The 12,619-nt window shown below is 71.1% G+C and carries 10 protein-coding genes; 7 read left to right on the top strand and 3 right to left on the bottom strand.

The window, feature by feature from the left end; translation table 11 throughout:
* Positions 1–112 precede the first annotated feature (112 nt).
* From ACIBAG_RS37420 to ACIBAG_RS37390, 7 genes are all read left to right on the top strand, one after another.
* Complete coding sequence (locus ACIBAG_RS37420; RefSeq protein ID WP_399111538.1) at positions 113–1,066, top strand: helix-turn-helix transcriptional regulator; 954 nt, start codon at positions 113–115, stop codon at positions 1,064–1,066.
* Positions 1,067–1,085: 19 nt separating this feature from the next.
* Positions 1,086–2,114 carry a helix-turn-helix transcriptional regulator gene (locus ACIBAG_RS37415; protein WP_399111537.1) on the top strand — a complete coding sequence of 343 codons (1,029 nt, stop codon included), beginning with the start codon at positions 1,086–1,088 and terminating at the stop codon, positions 2,112–2,114.
* A gap of 32 nt (positions 2,115–2,146) precedes the next feature.
* Positions 2,147–2,440, top strand: a complete 294-nt coding sequence (locus tag ACIBAG_RS37410) for a hypothetical protein (RefSeq protein ID WP_031486674.1) — start codon at positions 2,147–2,149, stop codon at positions 2,438–2,440.
* Positions 2,441–2,460: 20 nt separating this feature from the next.
* Complete coding sequence (locus tag ACIBAG_RS37405) at positions 2,461–2,655, top strand: hypothetical protein (RefSeq protein WP_031486675.1); 195 nt, start codon at positions 2,461–2,463, stop codon at positions 2,653–2,655.
* A 258-nt stretch (positions 2,656–2,913) separates the two neighbouring features.
* Positions 2,914–3,210 (top strand): Sec-independent protein translocase subunit TatA, encoded by a 297-nt coding sequence (gene tatA, locus ACIBAG_RS37400; RefSeq protein WP_399111534.1) that lies wholly within the window; start codon positions 2,914–2,916, stop codon positions 3,208–3,210.
* A gap of 47 nt (positions 3,211–3,257) precedes the next feature.
* Complete coding sequence (gene tatC / locus ACIBAG_RS37395; protein WP_399111533.1) at positions 3,258–4,205, top strand: twin-arginine translocase subunit TatC; 948 nt, start codon at positions 3,258–3,260, stop codon at positions 4,203–4,205.
* A gap of 116 nt (positions 4,206–4,321) precedes the next feature.
* Positions 4,322–7,174 carry a DEAD/DEAH box helicase gene (locus ACIBAG_RS37390; protein ID WP_399111531.1) on the top strand — a complete coding sequence of 951 codons (2,853 nt, stop codon included), beginning with the start codon at positions 4,322–4,324 and terminating at the stop codon, positions 7,172–7,174.
* Positions 7,175–7,270: 96 nt separating this feature from the next.
* Here the strand turns inward: ACIBAG_RS37390 and helR are convergent, their stop codons facing one another.
* The 3 genes from helR to atzF form a co-directional block, all read right to left on the bottom strand.
* The gene (gene helR, locus ACIBAG_RS37385) at positions 7,271–9,454 is read right to left on the bottom strand and encodes an RNA polymerase recycling motor ATPase HelR (protein WP_399111529.1); all 2,184 of its coding nucleotides are present in this window, start codon (positions 9,452–9,454) and stop codon (positions 7,271–7,273) included.
* A 108-nt stretch (positions 9,455–9,562) separates the two neighbouring features.
* The gene (locus ACIBAG_RS37380) at positions 9,563–10,750 is read right to left on the bottom strand and encodes a glycosyltransferase (protein ID WP_399111618.1); all 1,188 of its coding nucleotides are present in this window, start codon (positions 10,748–10,750) and stop codon (positions 9,563–9,565) included.
* A 199-nt stretch (positions 10,751–10,949) separates the two neighbouring features.
* On the bottom strand, positions 10,950–12,611 hold the full coding sequence (atzF, locus tag ACIBAG_RS37375) for an allophanate hydrolase (RefSeq protein WP_399111527.1): 1,662 nt from the start codon (positions 12,609–12,611) through the stop codon (positions 10,950–10,952).
* Positions 12,612–12,619: the final 8 nt, after the last annotated feature.

Below are 12,619 nucleotides of genomic sequence, written 5' to 3'. Positions count from 1 at the left end.
CGACTACCTGGGGTCCATGCCTGTCCGGGCATGGGCCCTCGGCTTTTGCGACGCCACTTCGGGGCGGTACGGTCATCGATCGTAAGCACCATAGGGAAGGCGAAGGGCGTCGATGGCCATTGCCAAGGCCGAGCGGCTCATGAACCTGGCGCTGTGTCTGCTCGGGACGCGGCGGCCGCTGAGCAAGCGCGAGCTGCGTGAGTCCATCGAGGCCTATCTCGAGGCGGGCTCCGACGACTCCTTCAACCGGATGTTCGAGCGCGACAAGGACGATCTGCGCGAGCTCGGCCTGGTCATCGAGACGGTGGAGAACCTCGACGGTGAGGTCGGCTATCTCGCCCGCCGGGACAGCAACCGCCTGCCGGCCATCACGCTCGACGCCGAGGAGGCCGCCGCGCTGGGGCTGGCCGCGAAGGTGTGGCAGCAGGCCAGGCTGGCGGGCGCGGCCAGCGGCGCCCTGCAGAAGCTGCGTGCGGCGGGACTTCCCGAGGACGTCGACCCGTACGAGGCGCACGGCGCCCTTGAGCCCCGTATCCCGGTGCACGAGGCCGCGTTCGAGCCGCTGATGCTGGCCTGCCGCGACCGCCGTCCGGTCGTCTTCGACTACCGCAAGGCCACCGCCGCCCGCCCCGAGCCCCGGCATGTGGAGCCATGGGCGCTGGAGTGCTGGCGCGGTCACTGGTATCTGGCGGGCTGGGACCGGGACCGGGGCGCCGAGCGGGTCTTCCGGCTGTCCCGGATCACCGGCAAGGTGCGCAGCCGCAGCGGCCGTTTCACCGCCGAGGTGCCCGATGTCGTCACCGTGCGGGAGACGGTCGCGAGCTGGGCGGGGGAGACCGCCGACCGCTCGGCGCTGATCCGGCTGCGCACGGACGCGGGGTACCCCCTTCGGGCGAAGGCCACCTCGGTGCGGGAACTCGGCGACGGCTGGGACGAGTTGGAGATTCCGTACGGCCACGGTCTGGATGCCTGGCTGGTGGAGTTCGGGCCGGATGTGGTGGTCCTGGAGCCGGCGGAGCTGCGGGCCGACGTGGTGGACCGGCTGCGTGCCGTGGCCAAGGGCTGAGGGGGAGCGGAGCGAGACAGTGGCAGGCAAACCGGTCAGGCCCGCGAACGCCATCGACCAGACCCGGCGGATGCTCTCGCTGGTGACGTATCTCAGGGAGCGGCCCGGTGCGCGCCTGGAGGACGTGGCGCGCGCCTTCGGCATCTCCGAGGACGAACTGGTCTCCGACCTCGACGTGCTGCCCATGTGCGGCACCAGCTTCCGCGGTGGCGACCTGCTCGACATCGACACCGACGGCGAGCGCATCTGGTGGCACAACCCCGCCGCGCTCGGGGCGGAGACGGCGGAGCCGCTGCGGCTCGCCGCGGACGAGGCGACCGCGCTGCTGGTGGCCGCCCGGGCCGTGGCCACGCTGCCGGGGCTGCGCGAGAGCGACCGGCAGGCGCTGCTGCGGGCGACCGCCAAGGTGGAGGCCGCGGCCGGGGAGGCGGCCGGCGCCAGCTCGCGGCTGTCGGTGACGTTCGAGTCCGAGGGCGGCGTCTTCGCGGACGTCGACCGCGCGATCTCCGAGCGGCGGCGGCTGTGGATCCGCTACTACTCCCCGGCCCGCGACGAGGTCACCGAGCGGGAGATCGACCCGATCCGCCTGGTCAGCGTCGGCCACACCTATGTCGAGGCATGGTGCCGCCGCTCCGAGGCGCGCCGCACCTTCCGGCTCGACCGGGTCGCCGAGATCAAGATCCTGGACGAGCCGTCGGCGCCGCCCGAGATCGAGCTGCGGGATCTGTCGGAGGGGCTGGTGCAGCCCGCGGCGGAGGACCCGGAGGTCGTGGTCGAGGTGGGGCCCGGCGGGCGCTGGGTCGCCGAGTACTACCCGCACGACAGTGCCGATGAGCTGGCGGACGGCGGGCTGCGTATCACGTTGCGCACGCCCGACCCGGCGTCCTTGCGGCGCCTGGCCCTCCGGCTCGGCCGGGACGGACGGATCGTGTCGCCGGCCGAGCTGGCCGACAGCGCTCGGCAGGCGGCCCGCGAGGCGCTGGCGGCCTATGACGGGATCGAAGCACAGGATGCTCGCGAGGCGCACCCGGTCGGCGACGGACAGTAGGACAGGCAGTTCGACAGACAGGAGCAGGGGCTTTGAGTGAGTCGGCGACGTCTGGAGTGCCGGGGATGACGGTGGCGTCCGCTTTCGCCGGGATGAGAAGCGTGGCTCCGGTGGTGTTCAAGGCGGGCTGTCCGGACTGCCGGGGCCGCTTCGAACTCGCCGCGAGCGCGCTGCGCCTCGCCATCGGCGCGACCAGCCGTACGACCTTCTACTCCTTCACCTGTCCCGAGTGCGGTGTCTCCGTGCGCAAGCCGGCCGGTGAGCGGATCGTCGAGCTGTTGACGGGCGGCGGGGTCAGCACCCTGCGGCTGCACTCCACGCTGTAGGACGGTCTAGGCTCGGCGTCATGTTCTGGCCGATGTTCGCGGTAGCTGTGGGTTTTCTGGGTCTCGCCGTGCTCGGCGTGCTCGCCGTGCGGGTCTTCCTGGAGGCGCAGCGCCTCGGCAGGCAGGTCACGGAGTCGGCGCGGCGCATCAGCAGGGCGGCCGAGGACCTGGAGCGGGCGACGGTGAGCGCGGCCAGGGCTGTGGACTCGCTGTAGGGCCCTCAAGTAGTGGGTGTGAGTCTTGCGTCGCATGCGTTTTGGGCCACTTCGCCCTGTCAACTTGGCGGCCGGGGCAGGTACGCTGCTGGTCGCGGCCGGAGAACGAGGCCCGGTCCGCGGACAGGGAGTACGCACGGGGATTGCCTCACGTTTACCCCTGAGCGTTACGATCGCTGCCATCACGATCGTTCGGACACATGTCCGACCGGTCGGACAGCACCCACCCCAGCCGCCTCGGTGAGAAGGTAAAGACTTATGTTCGGAAGGCTCGGAGCCCCCGAGATCATTCTCATCCTCGTCGTCATCATCCTGCTGTTCGGCGCGAAGAAGCTTCCGGACATGGCGCGCTCGCTCGGCAAGTCCGCCCGCATCCTCAAGAGCGAGGCGAAGGCGATGAAGGAGGACGGCAAGTCCGCCGCCCCCGCCGACCCGCCGAACAACACCAACGGCGACGACCAGCAGCCCCCGGCTCAGCGCATCATCCAGGCCGCTCCCGGTGACGTGACCAGCTCGCGCCCGGTCAACGAGCCGACGGACACCACCAAGCGCTGACGCAGGGCCGGTGACCTCCGGCCCGATGCACGAGATGGGAACGTGGGTTGCTGAAGTCTGCCCGCAAACAGGAGAGGGATCCCGAGGGGCGGATGCCCCTCGCGGAGCACTTGCGTGAACTCCGCAACCGGCTCGTCAAGAGCCTGCTGGCGATCGTCGTCACGACGATCGTCACAGCCTTCTTCTACAAGGACATCATCGAGTTCTTCACGAATCCCATCCTCCAGGCGGTGGGATGCGACTACAGCTTCGCGGAGCTGGCGAAGAACACCAGTGAAACCAAATGCGCACGCATCGTGCAGAACGGTCTGCTGAGCCCGTTCACGCTCGCCCTCACGGTTTCGCTGTCGTCCGGTGTGGTGCTGGCCGCCCCGGTCTGGCTGTACCAGCTCTGGGCGTTCGTCGCTCCGGGCCTGCACCGGCACGAGCGGAAGTACGCCTACGCGTTCGTCGGCGCCGGCTTCCCGCTCTTCGTCACGGGGGCCTACTTCGCTTACTGGTCGCTGCCCAAGATGGCCTCGGTCATGCTCGAGTTCGCGATCATCGGCAGCGACAACCAGCTCCCCCTCGACGATCTGCTGCAGCTGATCATGCGGATGATCATCGTCTTCGGCCTCTCCTTCGAGCTGCCGCTGCTGCTGGTCATGCTCAACTTCAGCGGCGTGCTCTCCGGCAAGAAGATGGCCGGCTGGTGGCGCGGCATGATCATGGGCATCACGCTCTTCGCGGCGATCGCCACGCCCAGCACCGACCCGATCTCCATGCTGGCGCTCGCGGGCCCCATCTGGATCCTGTACTTCGGCGCGACGGGCATTGCTCTGCTCAACGACAAGCGCCGCGCCCGCCGCGAGGCGGAGGGACCCGCCGATGACGAGGCCTCCGACCTGGACCTCACTCCCGAGGACATCGGCGAGATCGAGAGCGTCCCGGCCGCCCGGGCGCTGCCCGAGCAGGCCAGCGGCGAGCGGGTCAACGGGTACGACGACGTGACCTGAGCACGGCGGTTGTCGTGACAGTGCGGCCGGGGCGCCTACGGGGCGTGCCCGGCCGCTTCCGTCGCGCGGCCGTGAGCTGCGGGGATCGGCGGGTTTGCGGAGGGCCGATCCGGATAATGATCGTCCTGTTGTCAGTGGCGCCCGGTACGCTCGAAAGCACGATGACAGAGGACCTCTCTCCGGCTGAGCGGTACGCGGCAGCGCGCAGGCGTGCTGTCGAGCAGGCCACCGCGCTCGCCTCCTTCCGCGAGATGTACGACTTCGGCCTCGACCCCTTCCAGATCGAGGCCTGCCAGGCGCTCGAGGCGGGCAAGGGCGTGCTGGTGGCCGCGCCCACCGGCTCCGGCAAGACGATCGTGGGCGAGTTCGCCGTCCACCTCGCCCTGATGCAGGGCAAGAAGTGCTTCTACACGACACCCATCAAGGCGCTGTCGAACCAGAAGTACGCCGACCTGTGCCGCCGTTACGGCAACGGCATGGTCGGTCTGCTCACCGGCGACAACAGCGTCAACCCCGACGCCGCCGTGGTCGTGATGACCACCGAGGTGCTGCGGAACATGCTGTACGCCGGGTCGCAGACCCTCCTCGGCCTCGGCTATGTGGTCATGGACGAGGTGCACTATCTCTCCGACCGCTTCCGCGGCGCCGTATGGGAGGAAGTGATCATTCACCTCCCCGAGTCGGTCACCCTGGTCTCGCTGTCGGCGACCGTGTCGAACGCCGAGGAGTTCGGCGACTGGCTCGACACCGTCCGCGGTGACACCGAGGTGATCGTCTCCGAGCACCGGCCGGTGCCGCTGTTCCAGCACGTGCTCGCCGGACGGCGGGTGTACGACCTGTTCGAGGAGGGCGAGGGCCACAAGAAGGCCGTCAACCCCGACCTGACGCGGCTGGCCCGGATGGAGGCTCAGCGGCCGTCGTACCAGGACCGCAGACGTGGGCGCGCCATGCGCGAGGCCGACCGGGAGCGGGAGCGCAGACAGCGGTCCCGGGTGTGGACGCCGGGCCGTCCCGAGGTCATCGAACGGCTCGACGCCGAGGGCCTGCTGCCCGCCATCACCTTCATCTTCAGCCGGGCCGCCTGCGAGGCCGCCGTCCAGCAGTGCCTGTACGCGGGACTGCGGCTGAACGACGAGGAGGCGCGGGAAAAGGTCCGTGCCCTCGTCGAGGAGCGCACCGCCTCCATCCCGACCGAGGACCTTCATGTCCTCGGCTACTACGAGTGGCTGGAGGGCCTGGAGCGCGGTATAGCCGCCCACCACGCGGGCATGCTGCCGACCTTCAAGGAGGTCGTCGAGGAGCTGTTCGTACGCGGCCTGGTGAAGGCCGTGTTCGCCACGGAGACGCTCGCGCTGGGCATCAACATGCCGGCCCGCTCGGTGGTGTTGGAGAAGCTCGTCAAGTGGAACGGCGAGCAGCACGCCGACATCACGCCCGGCGAGTACACCCAGCTGACCGGTCGTGCGGGGCGGCGCGGCATCGACGTCGAGGGCCACGCGGTGGTGCTGTGGCAGCGCGGGATGAGTCCCGAGCACCTGGCCGGGCTCGCGGGGACGCGCACGTATCCGCTGCGGTCCAGCTTCAAGCCGTCGTACAACATGGCGGTCAACCTCGTCGAGCAGTTCGGCCGGCACCGCTCGCGCGAGCTGCTGGAGACATCGTTCGCGCAGTTCCAGGCGGACAAGTCGGTCGTCGGGATCTCCCGGCAGGTGCAGCGCAACGAGGAGGGGCTCGCCGGTTACAAGGAGTCCATGACCTGCCATCTCGGGGACTTCGAGGAGTACGCGCGACTGCGCCGCGAACTCAAGGACCGCGAGAACGAGTTGGCCCGGCAGGGCGCCGCGCAGCGGCGCGCCGAGGCAGCGGTCGCGCTGGAGAAGCTCAAGCCGGGCGACGTCATCCATGTGCCGACGGGCAAGTACGCCGGTCTCGCGCTGGTGCTGGATCCCGGGCTGCCCGCCGGGCGGTCCAACGGCCACCGCGGCTTCGAGCACCACGACGGGCCGCGCCCGCTGGTCCTGACCGCCGAACGGCAGGTCAAGCGGCTGGCGTCCATGGACTTCCCGGTGCCCGTCGAGGCGCTCGAGCGGATGCGGATCCCGAAGTCCTTCAACCCCCGTTCCCCGCAGTCCCGTCGGGACCTCGCCTCCGCGCTGCGCACCAAGGCCGGGCACATTGCGCCGGAGCGGCAGCGCAAGCGGCGTTCCCAGGCGGCGGACGACCGCGAGATCGACCGGCTGCGCAAGGCGCTGCGCGCGCACCCCTGCCACGGCTGCAACGACCGTGAGGACCACGCCCGCTGGGCCGAGCGCTACCACCGGCTGCTGCGGGACACCTCGCAGCTGGAGCGGCGTATCGAAGGCCGCACGAACACGATTGCCCGTACGTTCGACCGGATCGTGGCGCTGCTGACGGAGCTGGACTATCTGCGCGGCGACGAGGTCACCGAGCACGGCAAGCGGCTCGCCCGGTTGTACGGTGAGCTGGATCTGCTGGCGAGTGAATGCCTCCGTGAGCGGGTCTGGGAGGGGCTGGGTCCTGCCGAACTGGCCGCCTGTGTCTCGGCGTTGGTGTACGAGGCGCGCGTCGGGGACGATGCGATGGCGCCGAAGCTGCCGTCGGGCAAGGCCAAGGCCGCGCTGGGGGAGATGGTCCGGATCTGGGGCAGGCTGGACGCCCTGGAGGAGGAGTTCCGGATCACGCAGACCGAGGGGGTCGGGCAGCGTGAGCCGGATCTCGGGTTTGCCTGGGCTGCCTATATGTGGGCCAGTGGTAAGGGGCTCGATGAGGTGCTGCGTGAGGCGGAGATGCCGGCGGGGGACTTTGTGCGGTGGTGCAAGCAGGTGATCGATGTGCTGGGGCAGATCTCGGCGGCGTCGCCTGTGGAGGGGTCGACTGTGGCGAAGAGTGCGCGGAAGGCCGTTGACGGGTTGCTCCGGGGAGTTGTTGCCTACTCGTCGGTGGGGTGACGGATCCAGGGCCGGTGCGGGGTTCGTTGTGGCTGGTCGCGCCCGCGTGGCGGAGCCGCATATCGATGCAGCCCCGCCGCCCCTTTGGGCACGCACTCACCGGAGGATGATGAGGTGCTGCGTCGCCCTTGTCATCGCCACATAGCGGTCCACCGCTCCCTCGATGCCCTCGCCGAACTCCTCCGGGTCGATGAGGACGACCAAGTCGAATTCGAGACCCTTCGACAGTTCCGGGGTCAGCGACTGGACTCGGTCCGTCGGCTGGAACTTTGGGTCGCCGATGACGCAGGCGGTCCCCTCGGCGTGCGTGGCGAGCCACGTGGCCAGGATCGAGTCGAGGTCCGACACAGACCCGCGCACGACGGGCACCCCGCCGCTGCGGATCGACGTCGGCACATTGGCGTCGGGAAGCGCGGCCCGGATGACCGGCTCCGCCTCCGTCATGATCTCTTCCGGTGTGCGGTAGTTGATGGTCAGGGAGGCCAGGCTGATCCGGTCGAGCCCGACCCGTTCCAGCCGTTCCTGCCATGACTCCGTGAAGCCGTGCCTTGCCTGGGCACGGTCCCCGACGATGGTGAAGCTGCGGGAGGGGCAGCGGAGCAGCAGCATCTGCCACTCGGCGTCGGTCAGTTCCTGCGCCTCGTCCACGACGATGTGCGCGAACGGGCCGGCGAGCAGGTCCGGGTCGGTGGTGGTCAGTTCGGACTCGTCGACCAGGCTGACCTGGGCGTCCTGGCCGCGCAGCATCGTCACCAGGCCCTCGCCGTCGTCACCGTCGGCGCCGGAGTGGGACGCGGCCTCGATCAGGTTGTCGACGACCTGCGTCATGCGCTCGCGCTGGGCGGCGAGGACGGCCTCCTGCCGGCGCTTGTGGCGGGCCGCCTCGGGGTCGCCGAGCCGGTGCCGTGCCGCGTCGAGGAGCGGCAGGTCGGACACCGTCCAGGCCTGCGGGTTCGCGCGTTGCAGCCGGTGAACCTCGTCGCGGTCGAGCCATGGCGCGCACATCCGCAGATACGCCGGTACCGACCACAGGTCGCCCACCAGGTCCGTCGCTTCGAGCAGCGGCCAGGCGCTGTTGAAGGCCGTCAGCAACTCCCGGTTCTGCCGCAGCGACCTTCGGAGGAGGTCGGCCGGAACCTCGCCGTCGCCCGCCGAGGCGTCGCCCTCGTGCTTGTCCGCCAGGATCGCGAGCAGTTCCTCCCAGACCTGCTCGCGCGCCTCGTTGTGCGGGGTGCCGGGTTCCGCCGCCGCGAACGCCGAGGCCCAGTCGTCGGCGCTCAGCCAGATGTCGGACCAGTGGGTGCTGACCGTCATGCCCTTGGCGGGCGGCTCCTCGTAGAACCGGACGGCCTTCTCGATCGCCTTCACCAGCTCCGCCGACGACTTCAGCCGGGCCACCTCGGGGTCGGGCTCGACCCCCGCTTCGGCGCCCTCCGTGACGAGATCCCGCAGGATGCAGGTCTGCACGCCCTCCTCGCCGAGGCTGGGCAGGACATCGGAGACGTACGCCAGATAGGGCCGGTGCGGGCCGACGAACAGTACGCCGCCGCGACGGTGACCGAGACGGGGGTCGGAGTGGAGCAGGTAGGCGGAGCGGTGCAGGGCGACGACCGTCTTGCCCGTGCCGGGGCCGCCGTCGACCACGAGCGCGCCGCGTGATCCCGCGCGGATGACGGCGTCCTGGTCGGCCTGGATGGTGCCGAGCACGTCGCGCATCCGGGGCGAACGGTTGCCGCCCAGACTGGCGATGAAGGCGGACTGGTCGTCGAGCGCGGCGTGCCGTTCGAGCCCGTCCGGGGTGAACACCTCGTCCCAGTAGTCGCTGATCCGGCCGCCGGTCCAGCGGTACCTGCGGCGGCTGGCCAGCCCCATCGGATTGGCGTGGGTGGCTCCGAAGAACGGCTCGGCCGCCGGGGAGCGCCAGTCGACCAGCAGCCGGCGGCCGGAGCTGTCCGTGAGGCCGAGACGTCCGATGTACACGGGCTCCGGGTCGTCCACGCCGACCATGTGCCCGAGGCACAGGTCCAGGCCGAAGCGGCGCAGGGTGCGCAGGCGCGCGGTGAGCCGGTGGATCTCCGTGTCCCGGTCCATCGCCTGCCGACCCAGGCCGCCGGGCGCCCTGCGCGCCGCGTCGAGTTGGTCGGAGGTCTCGGCGATCGACTGTTCCAGGCACTCCGCGAGGGCCGCGAAATACCGCTCGTCGCCGGTGATCAGGGCGGGGTCGGACTTGGCGGAGAGGCGGTCGGGCAGGGCGAACGCGCTGGTGGTCAGGGGGGTCACTGCGGGGGCTCCGATCTGACGTCGCTTACGGCCGTCGCGTGCGGCAAGGCGTGTGGACCGCGGTGTATCCGGGTCCTGGCCCGGCTGTTCCGCGTTGTTTCGCGTGGTTCACGCGGATGCGGGCCGCCGGTCCCGGCTGATCTCGTCGAGGAGGAGTCGTGCGGCCACCGTCGCCCCGTCCGTGCGGATCGTGCGGGCCACGGCGGTGGCTCGGGTACGGGTCTCGGGGGCCAGGGCTGTCGCGAGCGAGGCCGAGAGGGACTCGAAGGTCGCAGCCGGGCCGTCGTGGGCCGCGCCGATGCCCAGTTCGGCGACTCGGCCGGCCCAGTACGGCTGGTCCGCCAGCTGGGGTACGACCACCTGGGGTGTGCCGGCCCGGGCCGCCGTCGTGGTCGTACCCGCGCCGCCATGGTGCACGACAGCGGCCACCCGGCCGAACAGGGCCTGGTGATTCACGTCGCCGACGGCGAAGCAGTCGCTCTGGTCGTCGATCAGGGACAGGTCGGCCCAGCCGCGCCCGACCAGTACGCGACGGCCCTGCGCGCGGACCGCCTCGATGGCCACCTGGGCGGCGTCCTCCGATCCGTGCAGGGGCATGCTGCCGAAGCCGACGTACACCGGTGGTGCGCCCGCCTCCAGGAACGCCACGAGACCGTCCGGGAGCGGGCGTTCGTCCGGCAGCAACCACGCGCCGGTCTGTACGACGTCGAGATCCGGCGTCTCCTGCCACGGGTCCAGGGCCGGGTCCGTCGCCAGCCATGGCCGGTCGCCGATGACGTAGTCACGGACGTTGTCCACCGGGGGCAGGCCGATCGATGCCCGGTTGGTGTTGAGCGTCTCGCCGAACAGCGCGTTGACGTTCTGGGCGTCCAGGTCCCACAGGGCCCGGTTGTCGGTCACGTCGGGCGGGAGCGGGTGTCCCGGATACGCCAGCGGCGGGCGGTCCGCAGACGGCAGGGTGAGCTGCTGGAAGGTCACGGACACAGAGGGGATGCCCAGCTTGTCGGCCACCGAGAGCGCGCCGGCCGCGGCCGAGATCATGCCGGTCGCCACCAGCACGTCGCATCCCTCGGCCGCCGGGGTGATCACGTCCAGCTGACTGGCGATCACCGCGGCCGCACGCTGGGGCAGGGACGACGGCACCGGCCCCGCCTTCGTCAGCGCGCGCGCCGACGGGCCGACGGGCACCAGCTCCACGCCGACACCGGCCAGCAACTTCGCGAACTCCTCGTCCGCCGGCGCGCACACCCGTACCTCCGCGCCGAGCTCCCGCAACCGCACCGCGAGCCCCGCCATCGGCTGGACGTCCCCGCGCGATCCGTACGTCGACAACAGCACACGCACTTCGCGACTCCCCATTTCCGCAGAATTCTGGCCTCGGCCGGTGATTCTGCGGCACGGCGGGGGCCTTGCCGCAAGCCCCCCAGTGCGCTATAAGTTGAGAGTGGCAAGGAGTGGATGACTCCTTGCCGTTGCTGTTTTCCGGGCCCGTATGTCAGCAGCGGCCGCCCCTGAGATACGCCCGCCAGCCCCCGTAGGCCGTGATGTCCTCGGCGTCCGCGAGCGCCCCCGGCTCGCACAGGAAACCGGGGACGTGGCTGCCGTCTTCCAGCTCCACCCGCCCCAGGGCCATCGGCCGGGGCAGTTCGGCGAGGAGCCGGCCGAGCCCCTCCGCCGGGAGCCGCCACACCTCGGCCTCGATCGAGGCGCCCCCCGCGCCGACGTGGACCAGGCCCGGCTTGGGCGGGGTGGTCGCCAGGGCGTGCAGGCGGTACACGGGCGCCGTGGCGGTCGTCCCGTCGAAGCGGGCGCCCAGGGCGAGGAGCTGGGGGTTCAGGGGCTGGCCGGAGAGGTGGGCGCCGACCACGGCGAGGCGGACCTCGGGGCGGAGCAGCGTAGCGATCCGGGCCAGCCGGTCGTCCGTGAACGCCGGGCCGATCAGCATCACGCCGAACGGCAGGCCGCCGACCTCACCGGCCGGGACGGCGACCGCGGCCAGGTCGAAGAGGTTCGTGGAGTTGGTGAAGCGGCCCAGGCGGGCGTTGGCCCCCAACGGGTCGGCGGCGACCTCGGCGAGGGTGGGATGACCGGGCACGGTCGGGAGCAACAGGGCGTCCGCGTCGGCGAGTTCGGCCTCCGCGCGGGAACGCAGGGCGGCGAGCCGGTCCTGGTCGGCGAAGAGCTGGTGGGCCGGGATGTCGCGGGCACGGGTGATGATGCCGGCGACGGTGGGGTCGAGGGTGTCGTCGCCCGCTGACATCGCCTTGTCGACAAAGGTCCCCACGGCCGTGTAGCGCTCGGCGACGAAGGCGCCCTCGTACAGCATCGCGGCGGCTGCGGTGAAGGGCTCGAGGTCGATGGTGCGGATCTCGGCACCGGCGTCGAGGAACTGCCGTACCGCCGCCTCGTAGGCCTCGGCCCAGCCGTCGTCCAGCTCGCCGAGCTGACGCACGGCCGGGACCGCGATCCGCCAGGGCCCCGGCGTGCGCTGGGGGAGCGGGGGCAGGGCGCGGCCGGGCGGGGACGCCATGAACGACAGCGCCTGCTCGGCCTCCGGCAGCGTCCGCGCGAACACCGTCACGCAGTCGAGCGACGCGCAGGCCGGGACCACGCCCTCCACGGGGACCAGACCCCGGGTCGGCTTGAGACCGACGATGCCGTTGAAGGCGGCCGGGACCCGGCCCGAGCCCGCCGTGTCGGTGCCGAGCGCGAAGTCGACGATGCCGAGCGCCACGGCGACGGCCGAGCCCGAGCTGGAACCCCCGCTGACCCTGGAAGGGTCGTGTGCGTTGCGGACGGCGCCGTGGGGGGAGCGGGTGCCGACCAGGCCCGTCGCGAACTGGTCGAGGTTCGTGGTACCGAGGACGAGTGCGCCGGCGGCACGCAGACGGGCGACCACCGGTGCGTCGGCCGCCGGCTCGTAGGCGTACGAAGGGCAGCCCGCGGTGGTGGGCAGGCCCTGGACGTCGATGTTGCCCTTGGCGGCGAACAGGCGGCCCGCGAGAGGGAGTCGTTCTCCCGCGGCCACGCGTTCGTCGATGATCCGGGCCTCGGCCTCGACCGCGCCCCGCGGCCGCAGGTCGATCCAGATCTCGGGGCGGTCCACAGCCTCGATCCGGGCGTAGGCGGCGCGGACACGGGACAGAGCGCTCGCCATGTGCTGGT

Source organism: Streptomyces sp. NPDC051243 (assembly GCF_044455405.1).
In the GTDB taxonomy this organism is placed as follows: domain Bacteria; phylum Actinomycetota; class Actinomycetes; order Streptomycetales; family Streptomycetaceae; genus Streptomyces.
This window is presented reverse-complemented; position numbering and strand designations above follow the sequence as displayed.

What these genes read in the sequence shown, in the direction of transcription:
- ACIBAG_RS37390 (WP_399111531.1), top strand. Translation starts at nt 4,322, where the DNA reads ATGATCGTCCTGTTGTCAGTGGCGCCCGGTACGCTCGAAAGCACGATG.
- ACIBAG_RS37405 (WP_031486675.1), top strand. Translation starts at nt 2,461, where the DNA reads ATGTTCTGGCCGATGTTCGCGGTAGCTGTGGGTTTTCTGGGTCTCGCC.
- ACIBAG_RS37420 (WP_399111538.1), top strand. Translation starts at nt 113, where the DNA reads ATGGCCATTGCCAAGGCCGAGCGGCTCATGAACCTGGCGCTGTGTCTG.
- ACIBAG_RS37380 (WP_399111618.1), bottom strand. Translation starts at nt 10,750, where the DNA reads ATGGCGGGGCTCGCGGTGCGGTTGCGGGAGCTCGGCGCGGAGGTACGG.
- tatA (WP_399111534.1), top strand. Translation starts at nt 2,914, where the DNA reads ATGTTCGGAAGGCTCGGAGCCCCCGAGATCATTCTCATCCTCGTCGTC.
- atzF (WP_399111527.1), bottom strand. Translation starts at nt 12,611, where the DNA reads ATGGCGAGCGCTCTGTCCCGTGTCCGCGCCGCCTACGCCCGGATCGAG.